Genomic DNA, 15,937 nt, shown 5'->3' on the forward strand with positions numbered 1-15,937 from the left:
ATCGGGCCATTATGGCAGAAAGCGTGCGCCACCACAGGACGGGACATCAGCGTTCCGGCGTATCATCGCCTGCTGCCACTGATCCTGCATACGGCGCTGCTGCTCAAGCATCAATTGCGTGCCCTGTTCGAGATAACGGGCCAGCGGCAAGGGCTGTGCCATGGCGTAAATGCGGATCAATTGTTCGAGCAAGGCGTTGGAAAAGACATCGGCCTCGTTGTCGTTACGCTGTTCCTGCTCGGTGATGATCGACAGCAGGATGGACCGGGTCAGATCTTCACCGCTTTTGGCATACTTGCGTATCACGCGCACAGCGCAGTCCTTACTGAGGCTGTCATTGCATTGTGCACCGACATTCGAGCAGCGCAAGCCACCCACGACAGCACGGGGGCATACTAGTAGACTACGCGCGCCATTCGCGGAGCTTTCATGAACCTCATTCTCTTCGACGACAATGATCGCCTCGACGCCCAGCGCATGCATCTGCGCGACCCCGTGCGCCTGCGCCACCTGCGCGAAATACACCGTGCCGTGCCCGGTGATGAACTGAGCGTGGGCCTGATCGGCGGTGCGCTGGGGCACGGGCGGCTGCAATCACTGGATGATACGGGTGCCATCTTCACGGTCACCCTGGATCGCAATCCCCCCGCGCCGTTGCCGGTTCATCTGCTGCTGGCGCTGCCGCGTCCACGCATGCTGGCGCGCACGCTCGAGCATGTCACCGCGCTGGGCGTCAAACAGCTTACCCTGCTGCATACCCGGCGCGTCGAGAAAAGCTACTGGCAATCACCCGAACTGACGCCCGAGAAGGTCCGCCATCATCTCATCCTCGGGCTCGAGCAGGCACGCGACACACATCTGCCGAGCGTGACATTCGAGCCGCGCTTCAAGCCTTTCATCGAGGATCGCCTACCCGCGCAGTTGAGCGGGCGTCGCGCGCTGATCGCGCACCCCGGCATGGCAACGACTTGCCCACGCGGCCTCGACGAGCCCGTCACCCTGGCGATCGGCCCCGAAGGCGGCTTCGTGCCTTACGAAGTCGAGCGGTTCGAAGCCCTCGGTTTCGAAGGCGTGCACCTGGGCGAGCGTATCCTGCGCGTCGAGACCGCCGTGACCGCCCTGCTGGCACGGCTATTCTAACCTCGCTCTTTTCAACGCCTCCCGCGACATGACACCTCTTAGCCCACCACCTCGGCGCTCCAGCCAGGGGGCGGGTCGCTCACGATTCGCCTGCGTCACGCAATCTTTCCAGCAAGGCATGCGTAGGGAAACCATCCGGCGTCATGTCCTGGCTGTGCTGAAATGCACGCAGACCACGACGCGTGTTGGGGCCCACGATGCCATCCGGCGCTCCACCGGTAGAAAAGCCCTGCGCGTTGAGTCGACGTTGCATTTCCTTGACCTGGGTGCGCGACAGCGGTTCGAGATCGCGCGGCCAGTCGCCCTGAATACCATCACCACCCGCAATGCGTTCGGCCAGTGTCGCGACAGCCAGCGCATAGCTGGTGGAGGCGTTATAGCGCATGATGACGCGAAAGTTAGCGCCCACCATGAAGGCGGGACCACGTGCGCCCGCCGGGGTAATCACCGAGGCGTCGTCGAACGACGGCCACTCATCACCGCGTGCACGCACGCCTTGCGAGCGCCATTCATCGCTGGAATGACGCACCGAGAGCTCGCTCTGCGCGTAATCGAAATTCTCGGGCAGCGTGACCTCCACGCCCCACGGCTCACCCCCTTGCCAGCCGGCGTCTTCGAGGTAATACGCCGTCGAGGCCATCACGTCGTCCACGCTGCCCCAGATATCACGCCGACCATCACCATCGGCGTCGACCGCATAGGAGAGGAAACTCGACGGCAAGAATTGCGTGTGCCCCATGGCACCCGCCCAGGAGCCGCGCATGTGCTCACGGTCGATATCGCCGCTTTGCAGAATCTTCAAGGCCGCGAGCAGTTCGCGACGGGCGAAGTCCTGACGCCGCCCCTCGAATCCTAGCGTGGCCAGCGCATCGATGGTCGAAAAGCTGCCGAAATGGCTACCGTAGTTGCTCTCCACGCCCCAGATCGCCGTCAATATGTCGGCCGGCACCGCGTAGCGATCCTCAGCGCGCATCGCGGCGTCGCGGTGGTCATCGAGTTTTGCACGCCCCTGGCGGACGCGCTGATCGGAGACCGCCGTGTCCAGATACGCCCACACAGGCTGGGAGAATTCTGGCTGCGAGCGGTCGAGCTCGACGATACGCGGTTGGAAGCGGACATCGTCGAAGGCCGCCGACAGCGTGACGGCATCAATGCCTTCTGCGGCCGCATGTCTCCGGTAATCTTCCACCCAGGCGGCGAACTCCTGGCGCATCCCCCGGGTCGATGCCTGTTCGTCGTCTGCGGCCTGAGTGGCGGAGATACTCGGCGTCTTCGCCGGCGCGCTATCGACCTGGGTCGAGGAAGCTGTGGTATCGCTGGTCGCCATGCCTTGGCATCCCGCCAGACAAAGCCCCAATGCGAGGCTGCAAATGGGTCGTTTCATATGTCGTTCCTTGTCAATGACGACGATGAGGCCAAGCGCCGAGCGACGCGGACCGAATCAGACCGACAAGCATAGCTGCCGGGCACGGTCATGCTACCTAGGCGACGACGCTGCCACCAGAGCGAACGCGCCAGGGATAACATCCACCACTGCATCTTTCGGCGCCCAGGCTATAGCGAGGCCGGGAAGGTGCATGGTACATTCGATCAACCATCTCGTTTTGGCGCCCGACGCAACAAATCATCAATCAATACAAGCCGCTGTACACACAGCTTCGCGCCGAAGCGTTCCGAAGGAGGAGAGACACCATGACAGGACACTTCCTGCCCGGCTGCCTGCCGCTGTGCATGCCCTGCCATTACGGTGCCCATCGTCTGTCATACATGCCAGCCGGCGATGCAACCGACCGCACCCCTGCCTGGATGCTGGCACCCCGAGGTATCAGACGCCCTTATCTGACGGACCCTCCCGTCGTGCGCGACTGACGTTCGCGCTGCCGCCGTCCATACTCGTATCCGAACCTCCGCCCGGACGGTCGCGGGTACCCTCAAACGTTAAACGACAAGAGCAAGTTGCATGTCATTGCTACTGATCGTGCTGTTGCCGCTGCTTGGCAGTCTGTTGCCATTGCTGGGTTCGAACCAGCGGCGCCATCAATGCGCCCTGTTGACCGCCGCGATGCCACTCATCGCACTGCTGGTTACCTTACGCGAGACGCCCGGCGTGCTCGCTGGCGAGGTCCCACGCCTGGCCTTCTCGTGGGTGCCGGCCCTGGGCCTGGACCTCGCCTTGCGCCTCGATGGTCTATCGCTATTGTTCGTGCTGCTGATCCTGGGGATCGGCCTGCTGATCATTCTCTATGCGCGCCACTACTTGGCGGAAGCGGACAACATGCCGCGCTTCTATGCGTATTTGATGCTCTTCATGACCTCGATGCTGGGCATCGTGATGGCCGACAACCTGATCCTGCTATGGATGTTCTGGGAGTTGACCAGCCTGTCGTCATTCTTGCTGATCGGCTTCTGGAGCCACCAATCGGCTCCGCGCAAAGGCGCTCGCATGGCGCTGGCCGTCACCGGCATGGGGGGCCTGGCACTGCTTGCCGGCTTTATTCTGATTGGCCAGATCGTGGGCAGCTTCGACATGCAGACGGTGCTCGATAGCCGCGATGTCATCCTCGCGGATCCGCGTTATCTGCCAGCGTTGCTATTGGTTCTTCTCGGCGCATTCACCAAGTCGGCGCAGTTTCCGTTTCAGTTCTGGCTACCCCAGGCCATGGCGGCACCAACGCCGGTGTCGGCCTTTCTGCATTCGGCGACCATGGTCAAGGCCGGGGTCTTCCTGCTGGCTCGCCTGCATCCAGCGCTGGCTGGGTCGCAAGAGTGGCTTTACCTGGTCAGCCTGACCGGGTTGGTGACCATGCTGTATGGCGCCTACTTCGCTCTCACCAAGCTCGATCTCAAGGCGATCCTGGCGTATTCGACCGTCAGTCACCTGGGGCTGATCACTATGCTCTTCGGCTTCAACAGCCAGATGGCGTTGGTCGCCGGACTTTTCCATATCCTCAACCATGCGACCTTCAAGGCAGCGCTGTTCATGACCGCCGGCATCGTCGATCATGAGTGCGGCACGCGGGATATTCGCAAGCTCAAGGGGTTATGGCGCTACATGCCGATGACCACTGCGCTGGCCACCATCACTGCGGCCTCGATGGCCGGGTTTCCCTTGCTAAATGGCTTCCTCTCCAAGGAGATGATGCTTACCGAGTCGCTGGAGACACCGCTTCTCGGTGGTCTGGCATGGCTGATCCCCGCCCTGGCCACAGTCGCCAGTATCCTGTCTGCTGCGTATGCATTGCGCTTTGTGCGCAATACCTTCTTCGACGGCAAGCCACGCGATCTCAAGAAGACACCGCATGAGGCGCCTTTCCTGCTGCGTCTGCCGGTCCTGGTGCTGGCTATCGTGTGCGTGGTCGTGGGGCTATTCCCCGCCCTGACCGCCACGGGACTGTTGACGGCCGCCACCGATGCGGCCATGACGATGCCCGCTCCCGAGCCCCACCTCAGCATCTGGCACGGTTTCAATCTGCCCTTGCTGATGAGCACGATCGCGCTGCTCGGTGGCCTCTTGGTATACGTGCTACGCCAGCACCTGTTCGCCTTCCATCGTCAATTCGCCTCACGCGATTCGCTGGCAATCTTCGAGAATGCCGTTCAGCGCCTGGTACGTTTCACTCAGTGGGCTATCGATACCCTCGAAAACGGTTCGCTGCAACGCTACATGCTGTGGGTGGTGATCAGCGCCCTGGTCGTCGCCGGCATGAGTTTGATGGGGATCGAAACCTTGAAAGGCGAGTTGGCCACGCAAGAGGCCAGTCCCTTGATCATCGTCGGTGCCGTGATCACCTGCTTCGCCGGTCTGGCGACGGCCTTCCTGCATCGTCGTCGCCTGATTTCGCTGATCATGCTGTCGGTGGTCGGCTTGATGGCATCGCTGATCTTCGCGCGCTTCTCGGCGCCCGACCTGGCATTGACTCAGTTGGCGGTCGAGGTGGTCACGGTGATCCTCTTGATGCTGGCGCTATTCTTCCTGCCGCAGAAGACTCCCAAAGAGTCGAGTGCGTCGCGCATCGTCCGCGATGTCCTGCTGGCGGCGGGCTTCGGTGGCGTGGTGGCCAGCCTCAACTATGCCCTGCTGACGCGCCCCTTGAACTCGATTTCCGACTTTTTCCTCGAGAACAGCGTACCCGGCGGTGGCGGGCATAACGTGGTCAACGTGATTCTGGTCGATTTCCGTGGCTTCGATACCCTGGGCGAAATCACGGTGCTATGCATCGCGGGGATTGGCATCTACAAGCTACTCAATCGCCTGCGTCTGTTCATGCCTTCCAGCGACAGCGAAGGACGGCCCTGGTCGCCGGATCGCTACCCCATGATCCTGGCATCGGTTTCCCAGTCGCTGCTGCCCATGGCCTTGCTGGTCTCGGTGTTCATCTTCCTGCGTGGCCACAATGCCCCGGGCGGTGGCTTCATCGCGGGGCTGGTGACGGCGGTGGCGCTGATCCTGATGTATATCGCCCATGGGGTCGAATGGGCCCAGCAGCGCTTGTCATTCCAGTATCAACCGATCGCCGTCGCCGGCGTCGCCATTGCCGCGTTGACCGGGGTTGGCAGTTGGGCCTTCGGGTATCCGTTCTTGACCTCGTCCTTCGGCCACTTCCACATCCCGCTGATCGGTGACATGGAGCTGGCCACGGCCCTGCTGTTCGATCTCGGTGTCTACCTTACCGTGGTCGGTGCCACGCTGATGATTCTTGCCAACCTGGGCAAGGTGACCACGTCGCACCGTCCCTCCAAGCAGAAGGAGAAAGCGTGATGGAAGCGCTATTCGCGACCACCACGGGGATCCTGGCCGCCAGCGGATTGTACCTGGCGCTACGCGGGCGCACCTTCCCCGTGGTCGTCGGCCTGACGTTGTTGTCGTATGCCGTCAACCTGTTCTTGTTCTCCACCGGGGGGCTGACCACCGACGGCTCGGCCGTGATCGGCGATGGCGGCGGTGAGTACGCCGATCCGCTACCGCAGGCGTTGGTGCTTACCGCCATCGTCATCGGCTTCGCCATGACCGCCTTCTCGGTGATTCTCGCCATGCGCGTGCGCGGTGACGTGGGCAGCGACCACGTCAACGGCAACCGTGTCGACGAGCCACGGGAGGACAAGTCCTGATGCAGCACTTGATCATTCTACCGGTTCTGTTGCCGCTGCTTACGGGGGTGGCATTACTGATCCACCGTGGCGGCGCACTCACCTTGCGCCGCACAGCCAACGTGCTCTCGACGATCGCGCTGGTGGTGGTGGGGATATTGCTGGTCGCCGCAAGTACCGACGATACCATCCGCTATTACGCCCTGGGCGACTGGCAGCCGCCATTCGGCATCATTCTAGTACTCGACCGCCTGTCCGCCCTGATGGTGCTGGTCACCTCATTGCTGGCACTGGGCAGCTTGCTCTATGCCTGCGCCGGTGACGACGAACAAGGCTCCAACTTTCACGGGTTGTTTCAGCTGCAACTGATGGGTATCAACGGCGCTTTCCTGACCGGCGATCTCTTCAACCTGTTCGTCTTCTTCGAAGTCCTGCTCATCGCTTCCTATGCGCTGTTGATGCACGGCGGCGGCAAGGCACGCACGCATGCCGGCTTTCATTACGTGACGCTCAACTTGCTCGGGTCAATGCTGTTTCTGATCGCGCTGGGCATCCTCTATGGCACCATGGGGACGCTCAACATGGCCGACATGTCAGCGGTCGTGCCCACGCTGGATACCGCCGACCTGGGGCTGGTCAAGGCCGGCGCCTTGTTGCTGCTGATCGTGTTCGGGCTCAAGGCGGCTATGTTGCCGCTATATTTCTGGCTGCCGCGCGCCTATGCCGCCGCGCCGGCACCGGTAGCCGCCCTGTTCGCGATCATGACCAAAGTCGGGATCTATTCGATCATCCGGGTGTACACGCTGATCTTCGGCGAGCAAGCCGGTCCTCTGGCAAACCTCGCCCAGCCATGGATATGGTGGCTAGGCTTGGCCACGCTCGCGCTCGGTGCCGTGGGCGTGCTGTCCGCACGTGACATGCGCACTCAGGTGGCGTATCTGATCCTGGTCTCGGTGGGCACCCTGCTAGCGGGGATCGGCATGCATAATGAAGCCGCGCTGGGTGCGCTGCTGTATTACTTGATCCACACCACCCTGGTCAGTGGCGGCTTGTTCCTGCTGGTCGATGCCATCGCCCAGCAACGCGGCAAGGCGGGCGCACGCATCGTACAATCGCGCACGCTGACGCAACCCGCCACACTGGGTCTGCTGTTCTTCGCCGCCGCCATCGCCATGGCCGGTTTACCGCCTTTATCCGGCGCCTTCGGCAAGGCCCTGCTGCTTCAGGCGGCGACGACGGCACAACAGTATTGGCTGTGGCCGATTCTGCTGGGTAGCGGGCTAGCGTCCTTGATAGCGTTATCACGTACCGGCTCGACCATCTTCTGGCGGGCGTCGGGCGAGAAGACCGGCATCACGCTCGGCCCGCTGCGCGTCACCGCCACGCTCATATTGATCGGTGGTGCGCCGCTCATGGTGGCCTTTGCTGGACCCATTACAGCGTTTACTCAGGCGACCGCCGCCCAATTGCTCGACCGCGACGCGTATGTAGAATCCATCATCGCCCGCGACGACACTGGAGGTGATGCATGATTCGTCCTCGCAAGTGGCTGCCGATGCCCCTGCTATCCGTCTTGCTGCTGATCGTGTGGCTGCTGTTGATGAACAGCATCGCCTTGGGACACTGGCTGCTTGGCGGCTTTCTAGCCATCGTCATCCCGCTGATCACCAAGCCCTTCTGGGAAGAACAACCCAGGATCAAGAAACCTTGGCTCATGGTGCGCTATTTCTTCCGAGTACTGCTCGATATCGTGGTCGCCAACCTGGAGGCCTCCAAGGTCATACTCGATCCGCGAGGACGGGCACGCCCCGCCTTCGTCGAGTATTCGCTCGAGGTACAGGAGAATTTCACGATCACCATGCTGGCCAGCACCATCACCCTGACGCCGGGAACGGTATCGGCGCACCTGCGCATGGATGGCAAGACCCTGCTGATCCATGCTCTGGATGTCGACGATATCGACGACATGAAGCGTCATATCCATGAGCGCTATGAGCGTACGCTCAAGGAGATCTTCGAATGCTAGATTTTGCTCTCAAGGTCAGCGTGGTGCTGTTCGCGATCGCGGTCATACTCAATTTGTACCGGGTCGCGGTCGGCCCCAGCCTACCCGACCGCATCCTCGCGCTGGATACGATGTATGTGAATTCCATCGCCTTGATCGTGTTATTCGGTATCTGGCTGGGGCACCGCACCTATTTCGAGGCGGCGCTGCTCATCGCCATGCTCGGTTTCGTGAGCACCGTAGCGGTTTGCAAGTACTTGTTACGCGGCGACATCATCGAATAGTGGAGAGACCATGATTGCCTTATATACGTTGATGGAAGGCATCATCGCCTTCTTCTTGATCGCCGGTAGTATCTTCGCCTTGATCGGCTCGCTAGGGCTGGCACGCATGAAGGATTTCTACATGCGTCTGCACGGTCCCTCGAAGATCTCCACGCTGGGCGTGGGCTGTGTACTGCTGGCCTCGATCGCCTATTTCAGCCTGCTCGACAGCGGCCCTAGCCTGCAGGAGCTGCTGATTACCATCTTCTTGTTCATTACCGCCCCCGTCTCCGCGCATCTACTGAGCAAGAGCGCATTGCATCAAAAGCTCGAACGCGATCCCAGGACCCGCGGCAATCCCCAGGAGCTTCAGGAAGACGACGATGAGCACACCTCCGAGGAATCGCCCCAGGGCAGTTCCAAGCTACCCTGAACAGTTACAAACCAGCCTGAACATTGTCTGACGTCCAACTGACGACGCCCGATGGCATTCGCCATCGGGCGCCTTGCCTATAAACGCCTTGCCAAAACGGTCAGTGGCGTTACCAGCCTTGGGTGTGTTGCTCGACGAGCGAGGCCAGCAAGTCGATATGATCCTGACGATCATTGAGCGCGGGGATGTATTGATAGTCACTGCCGCCCGCCTCTTCGAAATATCCACGGTTCTCGACTTCCAGTTCTTCCAGCGTTTCCAGACAGTCGGCGGCAAAGGCCGGGCTGATCACATCAACGCCCTTGAGACCCTCGCCACCCCACGCCTTCAAGGTCTCGTCGGTATACGGCTTGAGCCACTCTTCGCGCCCGAAACGCGACTGATAAGTCTGTCGCCACTCATCCGCCTCGAGCCCCAGTGCCTCGGCTACCAGACGGCTGGTTTCTTCGCAATGACGTGGATAAGGATCGCCGGTATCGGCATAGCGTTTGGGAATACCGTGATAGGAAAACAGCAAACGCGATTGCCGACCATGCGTCGCCCAATGCTCGCGAACGCTTTCCGCCAGCGCTTCGATATAGGCCGGATGATCATGGTAATCGCGCACGAAACGCAGTTCCGGCAAATGCGGACACGGCGCCAGTGCGCGCGCCAAGCGATCGAAGACCGCCCCCGTCGTCGTGGCAGAAAACTGCGGGTACAGCGGCAGCACCAGGATGCGTTCGACCCCGGCGTCACGCAGCGCCAGGCCGGCTTCCTCCATGCTCGGCTTACCATAGGTCATCGCCAGCTCGACGGGGATCTCGGTCCCCATACGCGTTGCTAGCCGCTCCTTCAGTGCGCGTTGCTGGCGACGTCCGATGGCGAGCAACGGCGAGCCATCCTCCCGCCACACAGCCGCATAGGATTTGGCGACACGTGGCGGCCGAATACGCAGGATGATGCCATGCAGAATCGGTAGCCATTTGGCACGCGGCAGGTCGATCACACGCCGGTCGCCGAGGAATTCCGCCAGATAGCGACGCACCGCTGACGCCGTCGGGGCCTCGGGCGTGCCAAGATTGACGAGCATGACGCCGAAGGGAGCTGACCCCATGAAACCTCTCCTGTAAAAGACCTTTGCCGGACAGTGTAACAAGCCACGGGCACGTTGAGCTTATCGCGTTATACTATAGACACGATTTGTACAATAATTGGATAAATTATGTCCAAGACTTTAACACACAGTATTGGCTTGCCTGGGAGGCATGCCCTGAAAAAGCGCGTGGAAGCAATCGAGGATAACGTCGTGAGGAGGGAAATGCCCGGTGCCTTCGCACCTAGGCCCCGGCTGCCAGCCGGGCTATAAATTCAGCATTGCGGTGGGTGAGTGGAGCGCCGAACGCGACTCGGATGACGTCATGCGCGGTATGTCAAAACACCAACGGCATGCGCGAAGTCAGTGGGGACTGGTAATGCGTATCTCGTCCGATCACCTCGTCATGGGCAACCCACTGTACGAGATAGGCGCGATGAATGCCTGCACGCTTGAGCTCGGCATAGACATCATCCAGGGCGCGAAACAACATCGGTTTGCCACGTCGCATCAGCGGGTAGCGTTGGCCTTCGATATCCTCCATCTCGACGCGGTACAGACGACTGCCCGCATGACTGATGACGCGAATTTCGAAGTCATGCTCTGCATCCACGAAGTGTTTTAGTTCCTTGATTTCCATAGATTTCTCCTTGAGAAAATAAACTCGACAAGACATCGCTACCTGCTATGGCGCACGCCCAGCTTGCCTTGCCGAGATGACAGAAATGTTGCATATGAGTATGGCGGAGATAGCGGTAAACGTCTCGGTTAGGGGCACACGATGCGCCTAAACCTGGACCGAGAAGAGGAAAAACGTACTTATTGAGACGCATCGCCCCGTGATAAGTTCCACCACTCGGGCGCATGACGAGGGAGATAGACAGGAAGGAAGCAAAAGATATCAATGCTCAAGTAGTGACACGCGCGCCGGCCAGCCGCCCTTGACTCACCAGGAGCCGGCGTACCGGCCCCCTGTATTGCACAGCGCCATGTATCAAGAATCGCGCTGGTATGTGGATGGATCGATCGCCACTCCGAGCGAATTACGATCGACCCAGTTCCCCGCGCGAGTTTCCTTGTAGCGAAACACCACTCGGTCACCGATCGCGACGGGCAATTCGGCATCCTCGGTCTGATAACTGTAGGTTTCACCATCGACGACCAGGGAATAACGGTAGAGATCGGGCATCCCCAACCACTCCTTGAACGGCCCTTCACGCTCGACGCTTTCCAGTCGACCACGCCCCTCGAGCTTGGGGGTACGTTTCTTGCCACGTTGAAATCCGCTCGCCATCTCCCCTCCTGTTCACTTGCTCGCCGGCATTATAAGGCAACACCGGCATGTTTTACTTACCATCATCACTCGCCCATATGCTGACCGTAGCTGTCGGGAGCGAGATCCTCAAAGCGTGTGTACTTGCCGATGAAGGCCATATGCACGGTCCCGATCGGACCATTACGCTGCTTGCCGATAATAAGTTCCGCCAGGCCGTGGTTGTCGGGATTGTCGGGATTATAGACTTCATCGCGATAGACGAACGCGATGACATCGGCGTCCTGCTCGATGGCCCCCGATTCGCGCAGATCCGACATCACCGGGCGCTTGTTGGGCCGCTGCTCAAGCGAGCGGTTGAGCTGTGACAAAGCGATTACCGGACAGTTGAACTCCTTGGCCAATGACTTGAGAGAGCGCGAGATTTCGGAAATCTCGCCGGTACGGTTCTCGGAGAAACCGGGGATCTGCATGAGCTGCAGATAGTCGATCATGATCATGCCAATGTTACCGTGCTCGCGCGCCAGACGCCGCGTGCGTGAGCGCATCTCGTTGGGCGAAAGCCCGGCGGTATCGTCGATGAAGAGTTGCTTGTCCTTGAGCAGATTGACCGCCGAGGTCAAGCGCGGCCAGTCCTCGTCTTCCAGTTGCCCGGTCCGCACGCGCGTCTGATCGATACGCCCCAACGAAGAGAGCATGCGCAGCATCAAACCCTCTGCGGGCATTTCCATGGAAAATACCATGACCGGCTTGTCACTGGAGATGACTGCATGCTCGACCACATTCATGGCGAATGTTGTCTTACCCATGGAAGGACGCCCGGCGATGATTACCAGATCCGACGGTTGCAGGCCCGACGTCATCTCGTCCAGATCCCGAAAGCCGGAGGAAAGCCCCGTCATCTCTCCCTGCATGTTGAAAAGCTCGTCGATACGATCGACGGCCTTGCTGAGCAGGTCGCTCATGCCGATCGCCCCACCGGTCTTGGGACGATCCTCGCTGATCTGAAACACCAGGCGCTCGGCCTCGTTGACCAGCTCATCAGAGGGCCGGCCCTGCGGGGCAAAGGCGCCTTCGGCGATCTGATTGGCCGCCTGGATCAACTTGCGCAAGGTCGCACGCTCGCGCACGATATCAGTGTACGCACGAATGTTACTCGCCGATGGCGTGTTGCGCGCCAGCTCGGCCAAGTAAGCCAATCCGCCCACACCTTCCAGCTGATCGCGGTTTTCCAGCGCCTCCGAGAGCGTGACCACATCGAGCGGATGCCCTGCGTCGGCGAGCTGCGCCATCGCATTGAAGGTCAGACGATGTTCGTAGCGATAGAAATCGTTGGCGGTCAGGCGCTCGGCGACCGTATCCCAGGCGCTGTTGTCCAGCATCAGCCCGCCGAGTACTGATTGTTCAGCTTCCAGCGAGTGCGGTGGCACCTTGAGAGCCGCAGTTTCCTGGTCGTGCTCGACGTATTCGCTCATGCTCGTTTCCTGACCAGTCGATATCGAAAGTCGGCGAAGTACACGTTAACCATGTCAGCCACCTCTATGATGACGTGATGACCATACTGTTGCATCTCATGGACCCTGCCTCACGTATCCCAGGATCTTGGCTCATGGCATAAAAAGGGCGCGAAGGTTACCCCTCGCGCCCCATGTCGGCATATCGCCGCGATCGCTTACTCGGCGACGATCACGATACGCACGCTGGTCGTGACCTCCGCATGCAGTTTCAGCGTAATGTCATACTCACCGGTCCGGCGAATCGGGCCTTCCGGCATGCGCACTTCGCTCTTGAGTACATCAAGACCCGCCTGCGTCAGTGCGTCGGCCAGGTCGCGCGGGCCGATGGAACCGAACAGCTTGCCTTCTTCACCCGCCTTGGCGACCAACGACAGCTCGATGTCAGCCAGCTGTTCAGCGCGCGCTTCGGCTTCGGACTTACGCTCGATGGCTTGCGCTTCGAGCTCGGCACGTTGCGCTTCAAAAGCGGCAACGTTTTCCTTGGTGGCCGGCACGGCAAGGCCATAGGGCACCAAATAATTGCGGCCATAACCGGCCTTGACGGCGACTTGGTCACCCAAGTTGCCCAGCTTGCCGATCTTGTCGAGCAGAATGACGTCCATCTCGTTAACCTCTCATCAGTGGTTGCCGGCCAAGCGTGCGCGGAAGTCCGCGAAAGTATCGACAGCGGCCAGCAACAGCACAACCAGAATCGTGGGCCAGGTCGTCAGCAGCAATGCGTAAAAGCCGATCAACCAGAACCCGCTCATCCCCTTCAATCCAATCCAACCATGCACCAACGCAATGCCTGCTACGAGCAGGGGTATCCACACCAGCATCGTCGCCATTGGCATGGATACCAGCACGCCCAATACGCCAACGCCCACCAGCAGCAAAAGCTCCTTGGTCGTCAAGCGCAGCGCGTGAAACTCGTCACGAAAGCCGCCGGGATTGTACAGCCCGGCTTGCCAGCTACGCGCTAGTGCCAAACAAGCGACTGCCGCAAGCAGTACCACTAGGCCTGTCACGCCGCCGATCAACATGCCCGCCAACTGTTCGCTGGAGACACCTTGGGCACTCAACTCGGTCAGCATGGTATCGACTTCCGCCGAATTCTGGCGGACCTGCTCGAGCAACGGCCCCGCCCCACTGGGCGGCAGGAATATACCGGACTGCACCAGCACCACACATACCAGCATGCCGCCAATCAGGGTCTCGCCCCAATGCATCCGCGCGCGCAGTATGGTCGCCATCAACGTCACCAGCAAAACGCTGGCGAGCGGAACGGCATCCCCCTGTACCCACCACCAGCCGGCAGGTAGCGCGGCGGCAATCAATACAGGCAGACCGGGACCCAAACCACGACGTAACGTTACCAAAGCAGCGACGGCGGCACTTAGCCAGAACAACCAAGGAATCAGCGCCGCAATCAAAGCGACCATCGCCGCCTGCGGCGTACCGCGCATCACCCAACGGGCCAGTGCCTGCATCGCGCCAGTCGCCTTGTTTTACTGGTGGCTGTCGGTATAGGGCAGCAGCGCCAAATAACGAGCACGCTTGATGGCCGTGGACAGCTGACGCTGATAACGAGCCTTGGTGCCGGTAATACGGCTGGGTACGATCTTGCCGGTTTCAGTGATATAGGACTTGAGGGTATCAAGATCCTTGTAATCGATGTACTTCACGCCTTCGGCGGTGAAGCGGCAAAACTTACGGCGACGGAAAAAGCGTGCCATGGTTTATCCTCCAGAGGTACGAATCAGTTGGCTTCAGCTTCGGCGTCGGCATCAGCATCGGCGTTCGTTTCGGAACGCTCAGCGTTCGGACGCTCGCTTTTCTCTTCACGACGACGCGGCTTTTCTTCGGCCGGCTTCATCATCGGAGATGCTTCGGTGACCGCCTCTTTGCAACGCACCACCAGGCTACGAATGATGGCATCGTTGAAGCGGAAGATATTCTCGATTTCGTCGAGCGTTTCGCCGCTGCACTCGATGTTCATCAGTACATAATGGGCCTTGTGGATCTTGTTGATCGGGTAGGCCAGGTGACGACGTCCCCAATCTTCCAGGCGATGCACAGTGCCGCCGTTTTCGGTAACGAGCCCAGTATAGCGCTCGACCATGGCCGGCACCTGCTCGCTCTGATCCGGGTGGACCATGAACACGATTTCGTAATGACGCATGATAGCTCCTTACGGTTTGACAGCTTCCGCGAGGCCCGTCATTCACAAGTACCAAGTACAAGGGCTACGGACCACGAGAAGCAAGGAGAGAAATTCTCTATGTTTTCGGACACGCGAAACGATGCCCGGAAAGCCGATCAATTGTAGTGATCACCCCGCGTGCTTGCAACTTGTCTCGCTCATCCAGACATTCAAGAGACATGGCGTTGACGCACAGCTTCAAACAGACACACGCCCGTGGCAACCGACACATTGAGGCTCGACACACTCCCCGCCATGGGCAGTTTGGCGAGTAGGTCGCAGCCCTCGCGCGTCAGACGGCGCATGCCCTTGCCTTCGGCGCCCATGACAATGGCCACGGGCCCCATCAAGTCGACCTCGTACAGGTTCTGCGCCGACTCGCCCGCCGTACCGACGATCCATACCCCATGCGTCTTGAGGCGCGCCATCGCCCGCGACAAGTTGGTGACCTGATAGACAGGTGTGATATCGGCAGCGCCGCAGGCCACCTTGCGCACCGTCGCGTTGAGGGGTGCGGCCTTATCCTTGGGCACGATGACACCATGAGCACCTGCGGCATCGGCGCTGCGCAGGCAGGCACCGAAGTTATGCGGATCGGTCACTCCATCGAGGATCAACAGCAACGGCGGAGCCGGCTGCTGCCAGGCACCCAGGCGAAACCAAAGCGCCTCTTCGCTCTCGGCCTGCAGCGGTGGCGCAAAGGCAATCACGCCTTGATGCACAGCGCCTTTTGCCACGCCATCGAGCGTTTCGCGGGCGACGCCAACACACTTGATGCCAGCCTGACGGGCGTGCTCCTGAAGGCTTTCCAGGCGTGCCTCGGCACGCCCTTCCTGTAACCACAGCTCGCGTGGCGGCTGGCCTCGCTCGAACAATGCACGCACGGCGTGCACGCCATACACGGCGTCCAGGCCTTCAGGCGTCGCGACACGCCCCCGGGAAGGTTTAGCTTTCATGATGC

18 protein-coding genes and 1 pseudogene are annotated in these 15,937 nt (G+C 60.3%); 8 read left to right on the forward strand and 11 right to left on the reverse strand.

The features are described from left to right. Positions 1–63: 63 nt before the first annotated feature. A pseudogene (locus L1073_RS04670) lies at positions 64–291 on the reverse strand (polyhydroxyalkanoate synthesis repressor PhaR); the annotation flags it as partial. Between the two features lie 138 nt (positions 292–429). Here L1073_RS04670 and L1073_RS04675 point away from each other — a divergent pair. Further along, positions 430–1,140 (forward strand): 16S rRNA (uracil(1498)-N(3))-methyltransferase, encoded by a 711-nt coding sequence (locus tag L1073_RS04675; protein ID WP_246897178.1) that lies wholly within the window; start codon positions 430–432, stop codon positions 1,138–1,140. A 79-nt stretch (positions 1,141–1,219) separates the two neighbouring features. Here the strand turns inward: L1073_RS04675 and L1073_RS04680 are convergent, their stop codons facing one another. Then, positions 1,220–2,524: a lytic murein transglycosylase gene (locus L1073_RS04680; protein WP_246897179.1), complete on the reverse strand. Its 1,305-nt coding sequence runs from the start codon at positions 2,522–2,524 to the stop codon at positions 1,220–1,222. A 308-nt stretch (positions 2,525–2,832) separates the two neighbouring features. Here L1073_RS04680 and L1073_RS04685 point away from each other — a divergent pair, with 308 nt between their 5' ends. The 7 genes from L1073_RS04685 to L1073_RS04715 all read left to right on the forward strand — a co-directional run bounded on the left by L1073_RS04685 (position 2,833) and on the right by L1073_RS04715 (position 8,929). Beyond that, positions 2,833–3,009 (forward strand): hypothetical protein, encoded by a 177-nt coding sequence (locus L1073_RS04685; protein WP_246897180.1) that lies wholly within the window; start codon positions 2,833–2,835, stop codon positions 3,007–3,009. A 91-nt stretch (positions 3,010–3,100) separates the two neighbouring features. Further along, the gene (locus L1073_RS04690) at positions 3,101–5,899 is read left to right on the forward strand and encodes a monovalent cation/H+ antiporter subunit A (protein WP_246897181.1); all 2,799 of its coding nucleotides are present in this window, start codon (positions 3,101–3,103) and stop codon (positions 5,897–5,899) included. Continuing rightward, positions 5,899–6,249 carry a Na+/H+ antiporter subunit C gene (locus tag L1073_RS04695; protein WP_246897182.1) on the forward strand — a complete coding sequence of 117 codons (351 nt, stop codon included), beginning with the start codon at positions 5,899–5,901 and terminating at the stop codon, positions 6,247–6,249. The genes L1073_RS04690 and L1073_RS04695 overlap by 1 nt, the downstream gene beginning before the upstream one ends. Next, complete coding sequence (locus tag L1073_RS04700) at positions 6,246–7,760, forward strand: monovalent cation/H+ antiporter subunit D (RefSeq protein WP_246897366.1); 1,515 nt, start codon at positions 6,246–6,248, stop codon at positions 7,758–7,760. The genes L1073_RS04695 and L1073_RS04700 overlap by 4 nt, the downstream gene beginning before the upstream one ends. Beyond that, positions 7,757–8,254, forward strand: coding sequence for a Na+/H+ antiporter subunit E (locus tag L1073_RS04705; protein WP_246897183.1), 498 nt, complete (start codon positions 7,757–7,759; stop codon positions 8,252–8,254). Before L1073_RS04700 ends, L1073_RS04705 begins: the two co-directional genes overlap by 4 nt. Then, positions 8,248–8,517 carry a K+/H+ antiporter subunit F gene (locus tag L1073_RS04710; protein WP_246897184.1) on the forward strand — a complete coding sequence of 90 codons (270 nt, stop codon included), beginning with the start codon at positions 8,248–8,250 and terminating at the stop codon, positions 8,515–8,517. Before L1073_RS04705 ends, L1073_RS04710 begins: the two co-directional genes overlap by 7 nt. Before the next feature lie 10 nt (positions 8,518–8,527). Beyond that, positions 8,528–8,929: a Na+/H+ antiporter subunit G gene (locus tag L1073_RS04715; protein ID WP_246897185.1), complete on the forward strand. Its 402-nt coding sequence runs from the start codon at positions 8,528–8,530 to the stop codon at positions 8,927–8,929. A 109-nt stretch (positions 8,930–9,038) separates the two neighbouring features. Here L1073_RS04715 and hemH read toward each other — a convergent pair whose 3' ends face one another. The 9 genes from hemH to rlmB all read right to left on the reverse strand — a co-directional run bounded on the left by hemH (position 9,039) and on the right by rlmB (position 15,932). Next, on the reverse strand, positions 9,039–10,025 hold the full coding sequence (gene hemH, locus L1073_RS04720) for a ferrochelatase (protein ID WP_246897186.1): 987 nt from the start codon (positions 10,023–10,025) through the stop codon (positions 9,039–9,041). Between the two features lie 316 nt (positions 10,026–10,341). Beyond that, the gene (locus L1073_RS04725) at positions 10,342–10,644 is read right to left on the reverse strand and encodes a DUF6482 family protein (RefSeq protein ID WP_246897187.1); all 303 of its coding nucleotides are present in this window, start codon (positions 10,642–10,644) and stop codon (positions 10,342–10,344) included. Between the two features lie 354 nt (positions 10,645–10,998). After that, positions 10,999–11,298 (reverse strand): hypothetical protein, encoded by a 300-nt coding sequence (locus L1073_RS04730; RefSeq protein WP_246897188.1) that lies wholly within the window; start codon positions 11,296–11,298, stop codon positions 10,999–11,001. A gap of 65 nt (positions 11,299–11,363) precedes the next feature. Beyond that, positions 11,364–12,752, reverse strand: a complete 1,389-nt coding sequence (dnaB, locus tag L1073_RS04735) for a replicative DNA helicase (RefSeq protein ID WP_246897189.1) — start codon at positions 12,750–12,752, stop codon at positions 11,364–11,366. A 197-nt stretch (positions 12,753–12,949) separates the two neighbouring features. After that, a complete protein-coding gene (gene rplI, locus L1073_RS04740; protein ID WP_246897190.1) occupies positions 12,950–13,396 on the reverse strand; it encodes a 50S ribosomal protein L9 in 447 nt (148 codons plus the stop codon). A 15-nt stretch (positions 13,397–13,411) separates the two neighbouring features. After that, a complete protein-coding gene (locus tag L1073_RS04745; RefSeq protein ID WP_246897191.1) occupies positions 13,412–14,263 on the reverse strand; it encodes a hypothetical protein in 852 nt (283 codons plus the stop codon). 18 nt (positions 14,264–14,281) lie between these two features. Next, positions 14,282–14,509, reverse strand: coding sequence for a 30S ribosomal protein S18 (gene rpsR, locus L1073_RS04750; protein ID WP_040244525.1), 228 nt, complete (start codon positions 14,507–14,509; stop codon positions 14,282–14,284). A 23-nt stretch (positions 14,510–14,532) separates the two neighbouring features. Continuing rightward, positions 14,533–14,955: a 30S ribosomal protein S6 gene (rpsF, locus tag L1073_RS04755; protein ID WP_097022761.1), complete on the reverse strand. Its 423-nt coding sequence runs from the start codon at positions 14,953–14,955 to the stop codon at positions 14,533–14,535. 191 nt (positions 14,956–15,146) lie between these two features. Next, a complete protein-coding gene (gene rlmB / locus L1073_RS04760; protein ID WP_246897192.1) occupies positions 15,147–15,932 on the reverse strand; it encodes a 23S rRNA (guanosine(2251)-2'-O)-methyltransferase RlmB in 786 nt (261 codons plus the stop codon). Between the last annotated feature and the right edge of the window lie 5 nt (positions 15,933–15,937).

The organism is Chromohalobacter nigrandesensis, from assembly GCF_023061285.1.
In the GTDB taxonomy this organism is placed as follows: domain Bacteria; phylum Pseudomonadota; class Gammaproteobacteria; order Pseudomonadales; family Halomonadaceae; genus Chromohalobacter; species Chromohalobacter nigrandesensis.